Below are 16,796 nucleotides of genomic sequence, written 5' to 3' on the forward strand. Positions count from 1 at the left end.
CCCGCTCCATGTACCGGTTCCCCATGAGGCTGACGCTGGGCGGGAAACCTTGGATCATTCTTGGGACGGCATGGGACGGAGGCGTCAGCTGATCGCCGTCATCACGTTCCAGCCGCTGCCAATACTCCTCCTGGGCCCAAACTCACCCCTGCCGTTTCCGGGGTAGAACCACAACACCCCGCTGCTGTCCCTGGCGATTATGTCAGCCCAGCCGTCGCCTACCCACCCGCTGACTTCACGCCGTTCGCTGTTAAAGTCCCCGGTGCCGACAATCGCCGTCATGCCGTTCCAGCCAGTACCAACACGTAGCGGGTATTGCAGCCCGCCGGCACCGTCACCTGGGTAGAACCACAACACACCGTTCCGGTCCCTGGCGAGAACATCCGCTCTGCCGTCGCGCTTGCGATCCTCCCCTGGCGCGATCGCCGTCATGGGGTTCCAGCCGCTGCTGACCTTGGCCCGGGTGGGAAAGCCGCCTTTGCCGTTGCCTCGATAGGACCACATCACACCGGTTCGGTCCCGGGCCAGCAGGTCGGCCTTGCCGTCGTCGTTAAAGTCCTCAGCGGCGGCGAGCGCTGTCATGACGTTCCAGCCGCCGCCAATCTTCACCCGGGTTCCGAAGATGCCTTTGCCAGTACCCGGATAGAACCACAACACCCCGCTGCTGTCCCTCGCCACGGCATCAGCCTTGCCGTCGGTATTCAGATCCGGGGCGCCGGCAATCGCCGTCATGACATTCCAGCCGCCGCCCACCCTCGTACGCGTCAGGAAGCCACCGCTGCCGTTGCCGGAGTAGAGCCAAAGCACGCCGCTGCTGTCACGGGCCAGCACATCTGTCCTGCCGTCGCCGTTGAAGTCATTCCGCATAGCGGGGTATCCGAAGGCTGGTCCTCGTCCCAAGTCATAGCGGGCCCAGCCGTACGGGTACGACTCAACAGGATTGCGCGGGTCGTCCCCAACCGAATTGATCCGGCCGGTTGCAACCATGTCCCCGTCAGGTGTCAGGGTCGCATCAGCCATGTAGGCGTCCCCCTCAGGGAACGTGGACATCACCACCCCGTTTGTGCCAAAGCTTCTGTCCGGCATCCACTCTGCGTTGAGCCGAACGAGGGCGTAAGCGCCGGTGCTATGCAGCACTTTGATTCCTGCGAGCAACACTCTGTTGGCACCGTCTATATGGAGGCTGGCGATTTGCATTTCCCGTGGTGCAGCCAGATCTGTCAGGAGAGTCCCGTCGGCATTGTACGCGTTTATCCGCTGGTCCCGGACAACGACGATGCGGCCGTCCGGGTACGCAGCAACCTCGCGGCCAGGTGAGGGCTGGCGAACCAGGCCGCCTTCACCGAATGAAGAATCCAATTGTCCGTCGGGCAGGAAGCGAAGCAGTCGTCCTTGGATACCATCCGCAGCTCCCGCCACAACTACTCGTCCCGCACCATCGAGTGCCATGGCCTGTGGGGTCCAGATGCTGTCGGGGTTTTCAGAATTCACCGGGAACTGGGCGAAGCTGGATACCAGCACTCCATCGGCCGTGTAACGCCAACCTGCTACTTCTTGATTCCAGCGGGCACCGTCGAAAACCGTCGCGGTCCCGACCACCACGATGGTTCCATCCGCAGCAGTGTCGAAGTAACTGAATACGTTGTTCTGTTGGAAATTGCTGTCGCCGCTTGGGCCAGGAGCCACATATCCTGATGCGCCAAAGGTTTCGTCCAAAGCACCGTGCTCATCCAAGCGCATCAACTGGCGTTGGCTGAGCACCAGGACTTTGCCGTCATCTTGGACTTTCACATCCGAGACGTCCGGGTGTACAGATAGCGTCCCGTCATCTCGGACTTCTTCGTCTGCAAGGTATGGGAGTTCGCGGAACGCCGCCACGCCGCCTTGGCCGAAAGCTAGATCCGGTACCCCGGTCTGAAGAAGGCGCATCACCTGCAGGAAATGGTGCGAGTTTTCATCCTGGGGCAGGCCTACGGTCACGGTGCGCCCCTGCAGATCGACGTCGACAGCAACTGCATTCGCGCCTTGCCCGCCGAAATCAACAACTGCCCTGCCGCGCTCCCCGAAGGCAGGGTCCAGGTATGGTGTGTCTGCTGCTACAGCCTGAGGCGGGGCCACGAGGACGGACACAATCAGCGCCCCGGCGTACGTTAGGGCGACAAGGCCCTTCCTCAGACCCTGAACCGCCGACTGCGAGTCAGAAGTGATCATGCCGTCCCCCAGAGCATCCCCAGTTTGCTATACGAGAACAGTAGCAACGATGCAGCCCGGCAACCATGGCTGGCAGACGCAAGTACATGCAGGCATCCGCAGGGCCTGCCGGCATCAACGCGGTCGACGATTCCTCTAGTACTCAGACGCACCGAGTGGGACAGTTTTACGTAAGCGGGACGACGAGGATTGGGGCTGTCATGATGCGCACGGAGGCACACGATAACCACCGCGGCAGTTGGCTCCCGCTGCACCCGCCGTTCCTAGTTGTCATCCTTACGCTCCTGCTGCTGGTGCCGTCGGCCGTGGCCGTTCCGGCCAGCCGAGCCATGGCTGCCCCGCCGCCAGGGACGGCTTCACCGAAGGTCCTGGCGACGTTCCCCTTGGGGTATCACTTGAGGGACGCCGTCGTCAGCCCTGACGGGAAACGCCTGTATGTTCTTGACAGCGGCAACGTTTTCCCCGAAGAAGAACCGTACACGGCCGGCGTGCACGTACTGGACACGGCGTCGAGGAAAGTCGTTGTGAAAATCAACGTGGGACTGAATCCCGTCAATATCGTCCTCAATCGGGCGGGAACACTGGCCTACGTGGTGAATTACGGTTCGCACACCGTCTCCGTCATTGACACGCGGACCAGCACTGTCATCCGAACCCTTCCCGTCCCGGTGGGGCCCACGCAGATCGTCCTCAATGCAGCCGAGACCCTCGGCTACCTCGCCACTGGGAGCACATTGGACGGAGTGGTGCTTCTGGACCTCAAGACGGGCAAAATCCTGACACGCATACCCGCGGGCGGGGACATGTACACGTTGGCCGTCAATGCTGCAGAAACTCTCGCATACACGGTCAACGTCTCCGCCGGTACGTTGACGGTGGTCAACCTCCGGGCACGAAAGGTCAAGTCCATAATCTACGTTGGTTTCGCGTATGGCGTGAGCGTCAATCCGAGTGGAACGCTGGCCTACGTCAACGGCTTCAACGCTGTGGCGGTGGTCAATGTCGCAACGTCGAAAATCGTCGCCACGATACCCCTGACCGTGTCACCTGCAAACCGGGTGCACCTCAACAAAGCGGGAACGCTGGCGTTCGCCGTTGGGGGTCATGACGGGAAGGCACCGGCCGGGGGCATCCTCCACGTCATCGACGTGTCGACGAATACAGTAGTGGGGACGGCGCCGGTACCGTTTTCGGCGTCTTCCATTGCCTTCGAGCCCTCAGGACTCAGGGCCTATGTGCCGGGCGGCGCCAGTGAAGGCACTGTGGCTTGGCTGCAGATGCCCCAGTAGCCGGAGCTTCAGGCCCTGGCACAGTTCACAGCTGAGGCCCTGTTCCGGGAGCCTGGCCTCTGCTGCCCGTGACCCACTAATCCAGAGGCGGCGCGCCGCTTGGCAAGTTTGCGGCGGTGGACCTCCGCGACGAGCAGAGCCACACCTAAGGCCACGCCTACCCAGAGGGTGGAACCCAGAATGCCCTGTTTACAACAAGGCTGATCCCACGCTGGCCGCCGCAGCGGTTGCAGCCAGCCGGACCTGGCGCCGTTGCCGGTACCCTTCACGGCCAGCAGGCACAGACAGACAACAAGGAAGCTGACGCTCAGGAGCAGGGTTGAAGAGTACTTGAAGAAAAACACCAACCCCAGGCCCAGACCCATCATCCACAGCCCCCGCACGCTGGATCCCCTCAGCACATGCACCAGGCCAAGAGTCATGACCAGTGCCGCAGACAGCGTGGGCCCCTCAGCCAGCAGAGCCAGGCCATGGGGCAGGCTGACCGGCAGTGCGTAAAAGGCAATCTGCGCCAGCACGGCAGGAATGAGCGCCAAACCGGCCAGCCGGGCCAGCTTCACCATCAGCAGCCCGCTGACGGTCGTGGCGGCGACAGCCACCAGCTACAGGCCTTCCCGGTCACCCAGTAGCCGCATGAACGGAATCGACAGCAGCGGATAACCTATCCGCGGCGAGAAGATCTCCTGGTACTGCGGATTCCTGTCAATCCACCCGATGATCGGGCCCCGGCCGGCCATGGTCGTGGTGACGCAGTTATCGAGCGTGCCCCGGGTAGGCCAGGGAAGGGTGCATGCACCACAGGGTGTAGGCGTCCAGCCATGCCCGTTCTACCGGTACGCCCTGGAGGACATAGGCAATCCGCAGGTACTGAACGGTGTCGGCCCAAACGACGCCCGGCCCTATGGCGGCGGCAAGGGCAACGACAGCCAGGGCAACCGCCCACGGTGTGCCTTTAAGCCAACTTTTGGGAATTCGGCCCAGGCCTCTAGCCTCCGCGGACGGACGCTCCTCATGGGTCATCCCGAGCCCAACAAGAAGAAACTCGGGATTCGGAAATTATCTGGGTGTAAAGGGACGCGACCGCTGTGTGGAGAAGCGCCATCATAAGTTACTGAACTGCGGGCGCTCCCAGCGCCTCTGCCCGCGCCGCGACACGCCCGGTTCTCTTCCCCCGGAGCCCGTCATGCTCCACACTATGGGCAGGAGTCGTTCTTACCCGCGGAAGGCAGGTCAACCATGGTTCCTCTCATCTCCCTTGCAGCTCTCGTCGGCCCGCAGGAGCACAGACCCGGAGCAAGCATCCCCCGGCCCGTGGAGTCCACGGATCTTATGGAACTGACGGACCTGTATCTCCGGTCCTATCATCCCGAAGCGGACCGTCTGGACGCCGAGAAAGCTGCCGCCAAGATCAGCAGGATCTTTTCCGGGGCGCACGGAAACCCCATCCCCCAGGCGTCCCTGGCAATCGTCAATGCGGTCGGGCAGATCACCGCGGCCATCCTGGTCACGGACCGCAGTGTCGGCAGCGCCGCACCGGGAACGGCGTACATCGCCGAGTTGTTCACCCACCCCGACCACCGCAGGCAGGGCCTCGCCGAAGACCTCCTGCGCCGTGCCATGGATGTGCTGCACACGCTGGGACACAGGACCGTAGCCGTCACGGTGCACAGCGCTAACGCCCCCGCCATGGCCCTGTACCTCTCCAGGGATTTCCGCCGCCTCACACAGCGGGCCGGGGACGACTAACCGGATATCCAACTTGGCGGCGGTTCACCACCGCCGCCCAGTCATTCAGTGCCGGCGGCTGGTCCACTTTCGCGGGAAAGGGGAAGGTCCATGAACTCGTACAGCTCCCGCCATAGGTTATCCAGCCGCAGTTCAGCCAGGACGAGCTCCTCTTTGCCCGGCTTGCCTCCGGCCTTGGCGCCCTCCCGCAGCGCAACGACTTCGTGATAAAGCGCGTCAACGCTGTTTAACAGACTCTTGAATTGGTCGTCAGCCATGGCAAGAGACTATCCGACAGGCAGGCACATATACACGGTTGAATCCTCTTCCATCACGGGTCTTTCAACGGTGAACACGAATCTTGTGTTGTTCGATCCATCAGTTCAGCCCGCCCGCGTGGTGTTCGAGGCACGTTCAGGTTTCCGGAAACTTACCCGTACGCGTCCTCGCTCACCACAGCGATCTCTTCAAGTCCGCTGCTTCTCTGGCTTCAGTACGTCCGTCATCAGGTCTCCGCCGGTTCGTGCAGGTGCCGCTCTCCCGCCAAGATAGATGCGCCGCATCGAGTGGTGCCAGCGTCCCAGTTTCTGGGTATCGCTCAGGAAGCCACTGACACGATCTACCCGGCCACGGCCCCCCCGCTGGACATCCCGCCGCTGTTCCTCGGTGAAGCTCCAGCAAGGGGCTAGCGCGTGTTGAGGGCCCAGACCGGGGAAATGAGCTCATGGTCCTACGAGGCGGCGGACATCCTCGGGTGAAACGACGTCATGGAAGACGCCCAGGGCGGGTACACGAACAGCGGCGGAGCCGGCGATGGCTACCTCGCCGTTCCTGTTGCCGCGAGCGTCGGAGATCCCGCCTGCCTCTGGCATCAAGCGTGGCTGAAGTGCTGGCCTCTGGCCCGCTGGATTCCACGATCAGAACTCTTGCTGGCCAGGCGCTGGCCCATCTTGCGGAAAGGTTCCTCCACTACCCTGTGTAGAACCTCCGCGAGGGCAATGGTCAGCAGGATCGTAGCTGCGAAGTGCACCCACTGAAGGACAGACCCCCGGTCAACAGGGAGCACGGTCTGGACAACTTTTCCCACCAGCGGGTGGAAGAGGTAGATGGCGTAGGCACGCCGGCCAATGTAGGTCACCCATGGGTGGCCCAACCATCCAGTGAAGCGCCCGTCGCCAAACAGCAAGAACGGGAAAGCCAAGGCAAAAGCGAGACCGCCCATAACCTGCGTGTGGCTCTCAGGTGAAAAGACGACGGACAGCAGGATTAGCACGGCCATCAGGATCCCCGCTGGAGGCGAGGCAAGTCTGGCGACCTGGCGGTATCCCCGCCGTGAGTTTGCGATTACGGCCAAGACACAGCCAGCGATAATCGGAGCGTACATCCCTACCAGCCGCTGCCTGGTGCGATTAGCCCTACAGCGCACGTAGCGGTCAGCAATGCCCAGGCAATCATTCCCCGCCGCCGTATGGCGAACGGGACCACGAAGGCCAAAGCCGGCCAGCGGAGATAGAACTTCTCTTCGATGGCGAGTGACCACGAGTGCTGGAACGTACCGGCCCCGACAAACTCGTTCATGTAAGTCAGGAAGTACGGGAGTCGGTCCCAGTAGTTTGTTCCCTTGTCGCCAAAGCCGAGTATGACGGCAAGCGTCGTGAGGGCCAGGGCGACGTAGTAGAGCGGCAGGATTCGGAACGTCCGACGAATGTAGAAGGCGCGGAGCGAGACTTTTCCGTACTTCTCTTCTTCACGCAGCAGCAGTGTTGTGATGAGAAACCCGCTGATGACGAAGAATATCGTGACACCTACTCGACCGTTCAAGGCCACGAGACCGGTCACGCTGCTGTGGTAAGCAACGACGAGCAGGACGCTTCATGCACGCAGCCCGTCTAGCCGCGGAAAGTATTTGGCAGCCTTGAACTGATCGAACGTCTGCAGCGGTCCCCCCAAGAAGTGTTTGCCCTAATCATAAGGGTTCCATAGGGCTGGTTAAGTTCCCCTGCCATGAGGAGAGAGCCAGCCGCCCCGATATACGGCTGTCCGTCCGATCAGACCGCCGTTCGTATTATCCGGCAACCGGGAGTCGGCCTAGCCGTTCCCGCGTCCCCTACCGGTACCCGTCGACAACCGCTCGTTTCCGGCTTCAGCACGTCCAGGGTCATCAGGTCCCCGTCGGCCACTCCTCCTGGCAGCGCGGCGGCGATGGGCTCGCTGCACATCCCGGCGAGATGCTCCTCGATAGCGTCCTTGTCCACGCGACTGGCCACCTCATCCTTATCCGTGATCATCGCGGTCGCCAACTGGCGTCCTTCAGACCAACTGTGGCGCAACCGCGGCGGGGAAGAACGCCGACCTCGCCGCGAAGGCAGAAGCAGCAGGGAGTCTTTCTAAATGCGCTCCTGTGTGCTGTAGGCCTCGCCGGTTTCGCTCGACCAGGATAAGTCTCCGGAACAGCAAGTAAGCCGGACAAGCTGGAGGTCGAGGCGCTCAAGGTTCCTTCCCGCGTAGCCAGAAATCTATTTGCGAATAACTGAGTACAGATGGTTTCCATTACGTGCTCGCCAAGAATAAAAGCGCGTAGCCGCTACGGTGGTTTGTGCCATTCCAAGGAAATAGCTTCTAGAGACGACAATTTATGAGTTTTGGAGGCTCAGAATGTTGACTCTTATACCAGTCCAAAGAAACGGTGGAGTGACAGCCACGCTCGTCGGCACCGTGCCGTCGTCTCTGTTGTGCGGTTCCGTTAGGTAGCGTCGCAGCCATGGCCGGGGAGACTGAAAATACGGATCATGCGGCGTCCCAATCCGACGCCGGGGTAAAGCGACGCGGGCTGCTCAGATCCGGCACCCTAATAACTGCGCTAACGGGTGCTTCCGCGATTTCAGCTATTGATTCCAGCAGCGCCGAAGCCGCCCCGGGCGATAAAACCCCGCCTACCACGTATATTCCCACGTTCGAAAAGGGCGCTCCGCTAGGTGTGGCAACACTAGACATGGAATCAAAGATTCCGTCAGCCCTACTCCCAGACCTTTCGGCCAAGTTTGCCGGGAAGGACGAGACCGCCAAGGCGCTGGCGCTCCGCGCCCCCATCGTCCGTAGGGGCACGCTCGCCGCGCGGCCAGCCACGCCCGCCGCCGGTACGGAATGGATTCAGACCGACGCGGCGGGCGGAAACCTCGCCGGCACCCGGACCTACTTCGACGGCGGCGTATGGTCTGCGCAGACACCTGGCCAGATTGCAGTGGTAGGGTGCCAGTCCAACAATTGGTTCACCACCATGCCTGACCCAAATCCGTCCATCGCCACTATTGCGGTAACGGCGCACCCCGGCGGTGCCGGTGGCCTGATGCTCCAGCTCTTCCGACTCCGAAAAGACATTACAGTGGCCTCCCTCGCACTCCGCAAGGGTGGCGGGACCGCGAACTACACGCAAGCCCTGTATCGGCTGGACGGCACGATCCTGACACGGGTGGCCACGACAGGGGACTTGGCTAATCCCAACGTGGACAACAACATCAGGCGGGACCCGCTGCTTGCCCCAATTACTCTGACCGCTGGCACGACGTACTACTACGCCGTGACCATCGGCAATGGAATCTTCCAGTATTACACCCGAAGCCAGGGGTCCATCCACTCGTTCAAGATAATGGGCGCAGCTTTCGGGGATGCCACTGGCCTCTACCAGGCTGGGGCATTCCACCCCGCCCCGGCAAGCGTCAATACCACGGCCGGAACATGGTCGTACCTACAGAGCTCCCCCCTGCATTTCGGCCTGGCGGGCGTATGATTCCGATTGGCGTCCACGCCCTCATGCACCAGCGCACACCCGCGGACCGTCCCGGTACTGCCGCGCGCATCGTGTCCGGTGTTGGCCCGGGTGCCTACTCGCGGGAAGAATTTGTTTGGTCCACCATCCAGCCGGCCTCCCGTACCGCGTGGAGCTGGTCCGGGATTGACGCATGGGTTAAGGACTGCGCAAGCGCCGGGCTGCGAATCTTCGGTATCCTCTGCAAACCGCCGACATGGGCAGTGGGAGGCGCGAACACAAGCGAGTCATGGCCGCGGCCACCGGCCACCCCACAGGCCATTGCCGACTATGCCGCTTACTGCGGACAGGTTGCGGCACGGTACGGGCCTGGCGGCACGTATTGGGCTGCTAACCCGTCCGTCAACTACCTGCCAGTGACCGAGTTTGAAATCTGGAACGAACCCTATATGTTCGCCCCGTGGAAAGACTCGACCGGCGGGCAGTTGCCGGGCGACACCGACCTGTACGCCCGTATCGTGCTGGCCGCCGCGGCGGCGATCCATGCGACCCCCGGCTGCAAGGTGTTCGCTGCGATGGACACCGGCACGAACAACGCAGCCGTTGCCCCTGCCCCCTACACTGGACCGTTCCTCGCCTACCCGGGGACCATCAACGCGATCGACGGGCTGTCAGTTCATCCCTACGCCGACCGCTGGTATCCGGCGGGATATGACCCGGCCGGCACGCCACGGGCTGTCCCGGACATTGAGTGGCGACGCAACTTCTACCACACGGCGAAGCTAACGGACTTCCGTGCCCTGCTGGCAGCCGCCGGAAAGCCTGATCTGCCGGTCTGGATCACCGAAATCGGATATCCCACCCACACCGCCGGCACCGGCACACTGCTCGGCACCACGCAGGCGCAGGCGGAACAACAGCAGGCCGCACGAATTCATGCCCTATTTGCCTACCTCCGCCGCAACTACGGACTGGTCCAAGGGCTGATCTTCTACACGTGGCAGACGATGCCGTGGCAGGCTGACATCCCTGGTTCGCCGAACTTCAACGCCGAGAACCCGGAAAACTTTTTCGGGCTGGTTCACAACGACGGCGTCGACGGCTATGGCGATGGGACGACGTGCACGGCGAAGCCGGGCTGGGCGGCATTCTGCGCTGAAGCTGCCAAGGGCATATGAGTCCGCATCCGTCCATAAGGGGACTTTCAACGCTGAACTCGCATCTTGCGTTTCCAATCCACCAGTTCAGCCCACCCGCGTGATGTCCGGGCCACGATCACGTTTCCGGACCTTACCTATACCCGTCCACAATCGCAGCAGCAATCTCTTTGTAGGCCCGCCGCGTCTCCGGCTTCAGCACATCCAGCGTCACCAAATCCCCATCTGCCACTCCCCTGTCGTGCGGGACGGCGATGAGCTCGCGGCACATCCCGGAGAGGTGCTCCTCGATCGCGTCCTTGTCCACGCGGGAGGAGACCTCGTCCTTGTCTGTGATCACCACAATCGCATTGCGGGCCAGATCCTCGTAGCCGTGGCTGGCGAGCCACTGCAGGGTGCTGCGGGCCCGTTTGGCGCCGCTCACCGCGTAGCCGGCGGCAATGATGAGGTTGTCCGCTGACTGCAGGATCCCGCTCATCGCGTTGTGCGTCACGCCTGTCCCGCAGTCGGTCAGAGCCACCGAGTAGTAGCTCGCGATGACCTTCCGGATCCGCAGATACTCCTCCGCGGTGAGCGAGTCGGAAACCTCGGGGTCCTGTTCCCCGGCGATGAGATGCAGCCGGCCTGAGTGGTGCATGTAGCGGGACAGGCCGGTCAGCGAATCGATGGCATCGATGTTCTTGAGCAGGTCGGTAATGGTCCGCGGCGTGGCCTGCTGGTAGATGCCCTCGCCCAAGGCGCGCTCCACGAGGTCGCCGGAGTCCGGGTTCGCGTCGATAGCGCACGGCGGATCGCCGCGGAATTCGGCGAGGGTCAGACCCACGCCCACGGTGGTGGAGGTCTTGCCGATGCCGCCCTTGAGGCTGAGCACGGCGGTGTTGAAGCTGCCCTGCAGCTGGCGGGAGATGCGGCGGGCGAGCTCGTCCTCCTCGCGCTCCTGCGGGCTGGGGCCCATGTTCCAGGAGCCGCCGGTCACCCGGTACACGAAGCCGCGGAAGCCACGCTTGGGGCGGGGCTTCTGCTCGCGGACGAACGACGTCGGCAGAGCGGTGGCGTCCGCCGTCGGCAGTTCCGGTTCGGGGGCAGCTTCCGGGCCGGACGAGGCCGGTGCTGCCGCCGGCCTGCGGGCCGGCGCGGGCGGGGCGGCCGGTGCCTCCGGTGTTCCAGAGAGCGCGTCGGCCGTGGCCGCCGCCTCGGCCCAGGATGAGCTGCGGACCGGGAGTACGGGGACGGAACTGGTGTTGGGTGTCACAGCGTCAAAGGATCCTGTCCAGTCGTCGGAGTCGCTGCCGTCTCGGCGGCGGACACGGCGGCGTCGCAGCTCGGGCTGCTCCGTGTCGGTGTCTGCTTCGGCCATTTGGTTTTCCACCGGTTTGGGCATGTTTGGTCCCCCAGGGCTCACAGCAATATCCCGCTGCGCTTCTCGATTGGATAGGTTCAAACAGTAATTCTAGGCGCTGGCGCACCTGACGCTGTCATCAGCCCCGCAGGAGTGCCGCCGCGACGACGGCGGCCGTGAGGAGGATGAGTATCCCAAGGATTACGTAGCTCCACCACTTGGGGCGGCTGCGGTGGGGATTGATGTCGATGTACGGCACGGCTACTCCACCCGTGCCGGGACGGGCTGGGACACGACTGGAGCCACCGCACGGCGCTTCAGGCGCAGCAGCCCATAAAGGCCTGCGAACGGAACCAGGAGGCTGCCCAGCACGGCGGAGAGCGCAAAGATGAAGTCGGGAAATGCCACGGTGAACCTCCGAGACGGTGAGACCTGCGACGCAACCGCATTAAGGTCTGGCAACGGCGACAGTAACTGGCAATGAGATCCCCCATAGATCTGCGGTCAGACTACTTAGCAGTCAACGTGGCTGTCCAACTGGACACGCGGTCGACACGAATTGTCTCTGCGTCAGCATGGCGCAGCAGCGCCCTCTCCGGGTCTATTTCTGGAGCGCGAGCACCACCACGGTTGCGGTTCCCAGAGCCAGACATGCCAAGCCTACGTAGGCCAGCGCCCGAAGATGACGGCGGCGGCTCTCCCGCAGCCTATCCCTGCCGTATCTGTTGCCCCGTAAGCACTCATGCCGGCGACGCTAGCGGCACAAGCTCAAGAAAAGCTCAAGTCACACGCAATGTGACGCAGACACGGCACCGCCCGTCAGATCTTGTCACTCACCTCATCCAGCGAGCCGATGGCACGATGGACACGCGCAGCCCGCCGTCCCTTCAGCCTGCCGAAGGACTGCAGGTGCGGTACTGCGCTGTGCCGTCCAGGGAGGGGGGCCAGCGGAGCCCCGGGCAGCCCGGAAACGGGAGCGTCTATGCTCCGCTCCCGGCTGGGCAAGTCCTGCTGGTCTAGCCAGGACCGCTGGGGCAGAGGGTCGTCGGCGATAATGTTCCGCTCGATAAACTGGCGGATCGAGTCGCGGATTCCGGTCTTCATGCACTCAAAACTAGAGCGAGTGCGATCGGGGCCCCAGAGTAGCTGGTACCTGTTTTTCGGGCCGAGCCTCTACGGTGTGTACTCAGCCTCAGTGTTGCGGCCGCGTCTCCTGCAGGCGCTTGATGAACCAGCGGGACTGCTCCGGCCCGTACGGCAAAACAGGAATGGCCTTCGTGGCGTCGGACGGCGTATCCCGGATCGACTGGCGTGCCTGCCGGACGGCGGTAGACATGGTGTCCGCCATGGTCCTGACGAAGCGGTCACTGCACGGCTCACCGTGTCCGGGAATTAGGAATTCGTAGCGGTGCCGCAGCGCCGAGAGGTGGCGCAGGGCGTCGGCCCATTCCTCCGGATACGAGTCTTCGAACGAGGGGTGCGCTCCCTGCTCCACCAAGTCTCCCGCGTACAGCGTTGTCGTGGTACCGGCCAGCAGGTCGCCGTCGGTATGCCCGCGGCCAAGGTAGAACAGTGTGGCTGTCTGTCCGCCCAGATCCACCAGGACCGGCTGGTCCCGGACAAGCGCATTGGGCACCACCAGTTCAACGTTTGCGCCTTCACCGGTGGCCATTTCCGGCTCCAGTTCAGCAACGGCGGGCCGCTGGGCATCCCCGTTTTCACCGATTTCCTCGGCGCAGTTCTCGTGAGCCCAGAATTCGGTGGCGCCGTCCTCGGCGAACACTGCGTTACCAAAGAAGTGGTCGTAGTGCGCATGCGTGTTCACGACAACCAGGGGCAGCTGAGTCTTTTCCCGCACAGCGTCAAGAATCTCGCGCCCTTGCCGCGGCCCGCATCCAGTATCGATCACCATGGCCCGTTCCGTGCCGATAATCAGGCCGGTGTTGAGCTTTGAACCTTCCGTCGTCAGCACGTAGTTGTCCGCGCCGACCTCGAGCCATCGTGACATTCGTTCTCCGTAAATCTTGGGAGCATCTGCGGTCTTCAGGCCTCGATTCTACCCAGAGGGAGTCCTCGACCGTCGGCGAACGCCGTGGTCGGAGCCAAGAAAAGTTCGGGTAGGCGCCTTCCGCACTCTTTGGTCGGCAACCAGAATTGCTCTGGCATTCCTACAGCGGCGTATGAAAGTTGAGCCAAACGAGTATTTGCAGTGTATTCCGCTGTGGCTACGAAACAACATGTCAACTATTGCGACCAATGTGGGAAGAGAACAAACCATGTAACGTCCTACCAAAAAAGAGGGATCCGCTCTTGTGGCCATGGCTAAGTGGGCCGAACACGGAGACTAGCTCGATGACATGGCACGCTCTACCAGCGCTTACGATAAATCCCGTGACTAGCAACCAGACCAATACTTTTGACCTTTCAGCCTCGTTCAAGGCGTATGACGTCCGCGGCATCGTGGGCGATTCCATCACCGCTGAAATCGTCGAAGCCGTGGGGGCCGCCTTCGTTGACGTGCTGGAACTGGAAGGCCAGACGGTCCTGGTCGGCGGTGACATGCGCCCCTCCTCCCCCGAGTTCAGCAAGGCCTTTGCCAGCGGCGCCGCCACCCGCGGGGCAAACGTCCAGCTGCTGGACCTCATCTCCACGGATGAGCTCTACTACGCGTGCGGCGCCCTCAACGCGGCCGGTGCGACGTTCACGGCAAGCCACAACCCGGCCGAATACAACGGCATCAAGATGGCCAAGGCAGGCGCCGTGCCCATTTCCTCGGAATCAGGGCTTAAGGAGATCCAGGCCCTGGCCGAGCAGTACCTCAACGCAGGCTCCATCCCCGCCGCCGCGAACCGCGGCCAGATCGGCGTCCAGGACATCCTCAAGGGCTATGCCGAATACCTGCGCACGCTCGTGGACCTCTCCGGGTCCCGCCCGCTGAAGGTCGTGGTGGATGCCGGCAACGGCATGGCCGGACTCACCACCCCCGCAGTCCTCGGCGACACCCTGCTGCCGAAGCTGCCCCTCGACATCATCCCGCTGTACTTCGAGCTGGACGGCTCCTTCCCGAACCACCCGGCCAATCCCCTGGAGCCGGAAAACCTGCGCGACCTTCAGGCCGCCGTCGTCGAGCACGGCGCGGACATCGGACTGGCCTTCGACGGCGATGCCGACCGCTGCTTCGTCATCGACGAAAAGGGCCAGCCCGTCTCGCCGTCGGCCATCACCGGAATGGTTGCCCGCCGTGAGATCGCACGCGCCAAGGCCCAGGGTGAGGAAACACCCACCATCATCCACAACCTGCTGACCTCCCGTGCGGTGCCAGAGCTCGTGGCGCAGGAGGGCGGCCGGGCCGTCCGCACGCGCGTGGGCCACTCCTTCATCAAAGCCGTCATGGCCACGGAAGGCGCGGTGTTCGGCGGCGAACACTCCGCCCACTTCTACTTCCGCGACTTCTGGAACGCAGACACCGGCATGCTCGCCGCGATGCACGTGCTGGCCGCCCTGGGCGAGCAGGACGGCCCGCTGTCCGAGCTCGGCCGCGAGTACGAGCCATACGTTTCCTCCGGCGAGATCAACTCGGAGATCGAAGACAAGGCCGGCGCCGTGGAGCGCGTCCGCGCTGATTTCGCCGGGGAGGACGTCACCGTGGACACCATGGACGGCAGCACGTTCACGGCAGCGGACGGCAGCTACTGGTTCAACCTTCGCCCGTCCAACACCGAGCCGTACCTGCGCCTCAACGCCGAAGCCACCGACCACGCCACCATGGAGCGCGTCCGCGACCGCGTGCTCGCCCTGGTCCGGTAAAGGCAATACACGCTTCTGTGCGCTGGCACCCCTGTTCTTCCCGCTAACCCTTGTTCGGGTTGTTACAAGTCAGCCAGCACAGAGCCGGGCTTCTCGATAGCGTCTGCAACGAATCGCAGGAATCCGCCTGCAATTCCGCCATCGCATACCCGGTGGTCGAAAGTCAGTGTCAGTTCTGTGACCTTCCGGACTGCGAGTTCGCCGTTGACTACCCACGGCTTGTCGATGATCCGGCCCACACCGAGGATTGCCACTTCCGGATAGTTGATGATGGCCGCGGAGCCGTCCACGCCGAACACACCATAGTTGTTGAGCGTGAAAGTGCCGCTCCCAAGTTCAGCAGGTGTCGCCTTGCCGTCACGCGCGACGGCGGTGAGCCGCCTGATCTCGGCGTCGAGTTGGCGGGAGCTGAGCTTGTCTGCGTTGCGGACCGACGGAACCATCAGGCCCCGCTCAGTCTGGGCCGCAAAGCCCAGGTTGACGCCGTCGAAGGCCACGATCTCCTGCTGTTCGCCGCCGGACGTGTCCTCAGCCGTGACGATTCTCGTATTCAGCTCCGGATACTTTTTTAACCCGGCCGTGACAAAACGGGCGATGAACGCCAAGAGCCCGGGAGTGTTGTGACCGTCTTTCTTCTTCAGCTCGGCCCGCATCTCAACGAGAGCCGTGGCGTCGACATCCACCCAGACGGTTGCTTCGGGGATCTCCGAGCGGCTCCGGCTCATGTTGGCGGCGACGGCCTTGCGGACACCGCGGACCGGCGTCCGGCTCACGATGCCAAGGCCGGTACGGGGATCGGCATTGGTCGTGCTGGATTCGACAGGCCCAACCAGCGGTGATGGCTTGGTTTCAACAGGTTCAACGACCGGGGTTTGCGTGATGGCGGCTTCGACGTCGCGGCGCATGATCAGGCCACTTTCACCCGAGCCCTGAACATGTCCTAGGTCCACGCCATGCTCCTTAGCCATCCGGCGGACCAGCGGGGAAATGACCGCCCCCAGCTTGCCGGGAACCCGGGTGCGCTTCAGGATGAGGTCGTCGGCGGCAGTGGTCAGCTTCGGCTGGGTGCCGGTTTCGGCGGTCCTGGTTTCGTCAGGCTCAACCAACGAGAGAGTGCGGCGCGGGCGGGTCCGACGGACCGTTGTCGCACCGCCCGGAGTTCCGTACCCGATCAGGACGTTGCCGGAGCCCGCCTTTTCTTCCTCGCGGTAGGTTTCGGCCGTCACCTCAGCAGGCTGCTGCGCCATCGAGCCACCGACAGGTGTCACCGAAATCAGCGGCTTGCCCACGTCCAGCGTCTGGCCCGGTTCGCCGTGCAGCTCGGCGACGGTGCCGGCGTAGGGTGACGGGACCTCCACCATGGATTTGGCGGTCTCCACTTCAGCGATGGGCTGGTCCACGCGGATTTCATCGCCGACGGCCACGAGCCAGTTCACGAGTTCGGCTTCTGTGAGGCCCTCGCCCAGGTCGGGGAGGAGGAATACTTTGGTTTCGCTCATCTG

Annotated in this window: 17 protein-coding genes; 5 read left to right on the top strand and 12 right to left on the bottom strand. The window is 63.0% G+C overall.

The genetic code is table 11. From position 1 onward, the window contains the following. Positions 1-84 precede the first annotated feature (84 nt). Positions 85-2,211 carry an FG-GAP-like repeat-containing protein gene (locus AC5RUM_RS10115; RefSeq protein ID WP_494034794.1) on the bottom strand — a complete coding sequence of 709 codons (2,127 nt, stop codon included), beginning with the start codon at positions 2,209-2,211 and terminating at the stop codon, positions 85-87. A 200-nt stretch (positions 2,212-2,411) separates the two neighbouring features. Between AC5RUM_RS10115 and AC5RUM_RS10120 the strand changes: the two genes are divergently transcribed. Continuing rightward, positions 2,412-3,500 carry a YncE family protein gene (locus AC5RUM_RS10120; protein ID WP_494034795.1) on the top strand — a complete coding sequence of 363 codons (1,089 nt, stop codon included), beginning with the start codon at positions 2,412-2,414 and terminating at the stop codon, positions 3,498-3,500. An 8-nt stretch (positions 3,501-3,508) separates the two neighbouring features. Here the strand turns inward: AC5RUM_RS10120 and AC5RUM_RS10125 are convergent, their stop codons facing one another. Continuing rightward, positions 3,509-4,099: a hypothetical protein gene (locus AC5RUM_RS10125; RefSeq protein ID WP_494034796.1), complete on the bottom strand. Its 591-nt coding sequence runs from the start codon at positions 4,097-4,099 to the stop codon at positions 3,509-3,511. A gap of 637 nt (positions 4,100-4,736) precedes the next feature. On the opposite strand from AC5RUM_RS10125, the gene AC5RUM_RS10130 reads away from it, so the two are divergent. After that, positions 4,737-5,246, top strand: a complete 510-nt coding sequence (locus tag AC5RUM_RS10130) for a GNAT family N-acetyltransferase (protein ID WP_494034797.1) — start codon at positions 4,737-4,739, stop codon at positions 5,244-5,246. Positions 5,247-5,287: 41 nt separating this feature from the next. On the opposite strand, the gene AC5RUM_RS10135 is transcribed toward AC5RUM_RS10130, so the two are convergent. From AC5RUM_RS10135 to AC5RUM_RS10155, 5 genes are all read right to left on the bottom strand, one after another. Then, a complete protein-coding gene (locus AC5RUM_RS10135; protein WP_494034798.1) occupies positions 5,288-5,503 on the bottom strand; it encodes a hypothetical protein in 216 nt (71 codons plus the stop codon). A 444-nt stretch (positions 5,504-5,947) separates the two neighbouring features. Next, complete coding sequence (locus AC5RUM_RS10140) at positions 5,948-6,097, bottom strand: hypothetical protein (protein ID WP_494034799.1); 150 nt, start codon at positions 6,095-6,097, stop codon at positions 5,948-5,950. After that, complete coding sequence (locus AC5RUM_RS10145; protein ID WP_494034800.1) at positions 6,097-6,609, bottom strand: acyltransferase family protein; 513 nt, start codon at positions 6,607-6,609, stop codon at positions 6,097-6,099. The genes AC5RUM_RS10140 and AC5RUM_RS10145 overlap by 1 nt, the downstream gene beginning before the upstream one ends. Before the next feature lie 2 nt (positions 6,610-6,611). Further along, on the bottom strand, positions 6,612-7,091 hold the full coding sequence (locus AC5RUM_RS10150; RefSeq protein WP_494034867.1) for an acyltransferase family protein: 480 nt from the start codon (positions 7,089-7,091) through the stop codon (positions 6,612-6,614). Positions 7,092-7,273: 182 nt separating this feature from the next. After that, complete coding sequence (locus AC5RUM_RS10155) at positions 7,274-7,525, bottom strand: hypothetical protein (RefSeq protein WP_494034801.1); 252 nt, start codon at positions 7,523-7,525, stop codon at positions 7,274-7,276. 692 nt (positions 7,526-8,217) lie between these two features. Here AC5RUM_RS10155 and AC5RUM_RS10160 point away from each other — a divergent pair. Together AC5RUM_RS10160 and AC5RUM_RS10165 are read left to right on the top strand one after the other, a co-directional pair. Further along, entirely contained in the window at positions 8,218-9,012 is a 795-nt protein-coding gene (locus AC5RUM_RS10160; protein WP_494034802.1) for a hypothetical protein, read from the top strand. Then, positions 9,009-10,169 carry a hypothetical protein gene (locus AC5RUM_RS10165; protein WP_494034803.1) on the top strand — a complete coding sequence of 387 codons (1,161 nt, stop codon included), beginning with the start codon at positions 9,009-9,011 and terminating at the stop codon, positions 10,167-10,169. Before AC5RUM_RS10160 ends, AC5RUM_RS10165 begins: the two co-directional genes overlap by 4 nt. Before the next feature lie 112 nt (positions 10,170-10,281). Here AC5RUM_RS10165 and AC5RUM_RS10170 read toward each other — a convergent pair whose 3' ends face one another. The 4 genes from AC5RUM_RS10170 to AC5RUM_RS10185 form a co-directional block, all read right to left on the bottom strand. Further along, a complete protein-coding gene (locus AC5RUM_RS10170; protein WP_494034804.1) occupies positions 10,282-11,529 on the bottom strand; it encodes a MinD/ParA family ATP-binding protein in 1,248 nt (415 codons plus the stop codon). A 219-nt stretch (positions 11,530-11,748) separates the two neighbouring features. Further along, positions 11,749-11,895, bottom strand: a complete 147-nt coding sequence (locus tag AC5RUM_RS10175) for a hypothetical protein (RefSeq protein WP_494034805.1) — start codon at positions 11,893-11,895, stop codon at positions 11,749-11,751. 411 nt (positions 11,896-12,306) lie between these two features. Next, positions 12,307-12,591: a hypothetical protein gene (locus AC5RUM_RS10180; RefSeq protein ID WP_494034806.1), complete on the bottom strand. Its 285-nt coding sequence runs from the start codon at positions 12,589-12,591 to the stop codon at positions 12,307-12,309. A gap of 88 nt (positions 12,592-12,679) precedes the next feature. After that, entirely contained in the window at positions 12,680-13,495 is an 816-nt protein-coding gene (locus tag AC5RUM_RS10185; RefSeq protein WP_494034807.1) for an MBL fold metallo-hydrolase, read from the bottom strand. A 383-nt stretch (positions 13,496-13,878) separates the two neighbouring features. Here AC5RUM_RS10185 and AC5RUM_RS10190 point away from each other — a divergent pair, with 383 nt between their 5' ends. After that, positions 13,879-15,294 carry a phosphomannomutase/phosphoglucomutase gene (locus tag AC5RUM_RS10190; RefSeq protein ID WP_494034808.1) on the top strand — a complete coding sequence of 472 codons (1,416 nt, stop codon included), beginning with the start codon at positions 13,879-13,881 and terminating at the stop codon, positions 15,292-15,294. 62 nt (positions 15,295-15,356) lie between these two features. Here the strand turns inward: AC5RUM_RS10190 and AC5RUM_RS10195 are convergent, their stop codons facing one another. Next, positions 15,357-16,793: a dihydrolipoamide acetyltransferase family protein gene (locus tag AC5RUM_RS10195; RefSeq protein WP_494034809.1), complete on the bottom strand. Its 1,437-nt coding sequence runs from the start codon at positions 16,791-16,793 to the stop codon at positions 15,357-15,359. Between the last annotated feature and the right edge of the window lie 3 nt (positions 16,794-16,796).

It is taken from the genome of Arthrobacter sp. B2060, from assembly GCF_059090445.1.

Excerpts from the sequence above, each read along its gene's own strand:
- AC5RUM_RS10170 (WP_494034804.1), bottom strand. The coding sequence starts at position 11,529 with ATGCCCAAACCGGTGGAAAACCAAATGGCCGAAGCAGACACCGACACG.
- AC5RUM_RS10120 (WP_494034795.1), top strand. The coding sequence starts at position 2,412 with ATGATGCGCACGGAGGCACACGATAACCACCGCGGCAGTTGGCTCCCG.
- AC5RUM_RS10165 (WP_494034803.1), top strand. The coding sequence starts at position 9,009 with ATGATTCCGATTGGCGTCCACGCCCTCATGCACCAGCGCACACCCGCG.
- AC5RUM_RS10160 (WP_494034802.1), top strand. The coding sequence starts at position 8,218 with ATGGAATCAAAGATTCCGTCAGCCCTACTCCCAGACCTTTCGGCCAAG.
- AC5RUM_RS10140 (WP_494034799.1), bottom strand. The coding sequence starts at position 6,097 with ATGCCAGAGGCAGGCGGGATCTCCGACGCTCGCGGCAACAGGAACGGC.
- AC5RUM_RS10145 (WP_494034800.1), bottom strand. The coding sequence starts at position 6,609 with ATGTACGCTCCGATTATCGCTGGCTGTGTCTTGGCCGTAATCGCAAAC.
- AC5RUM_RS10180 (WP_494034806.1), bottom strand. The coding sequence starts at position 12,591 with ATGAAGACCGGAATCCGCGACTCGATCCGCCAGTTTATCGAGCGGAAC.
- AC5RUM_RS10130 (WP_494034797.1), top strand. The coding sequence starts at position 4,737 with ATGGTTCCTCTCATCTCCCTTGCAGCTCTCGTCGGCCCGCAGGAGCAC.
- AC5RUM_RS10195 (WP_494034809.1), bottom strand. The coding sequence starts at position 16,793 with ATGAGCGAAACCAAAGTATTCCTCCTCCCCGACCTGGGCGAGGGCCTC.
- AC5RUM_RS10185 (WP_494034807.1), bottom strand. The coding sequence starts at position 13,495 with ATGTCACGATGGCTCGAGGTCGGCGCGGACAACTACGTGCTGACGACG.
- AC5RUM_RS10115 (WP_494034794.1), bottom strand. The coding sequence starts at position 2,211 with ATGATCACTTCTGACTCGCAGTCGGCGGTTCAGGGTCTGAGGAAGGGC.
- AC5RUM_RS10135 (WP_494034798.1), bottom strand. The coding sequence starts at position 5,503 with ATGGCTGACGACCAATTCAAGAGTCTGTTAAACAGCGTTGACGCGCTT.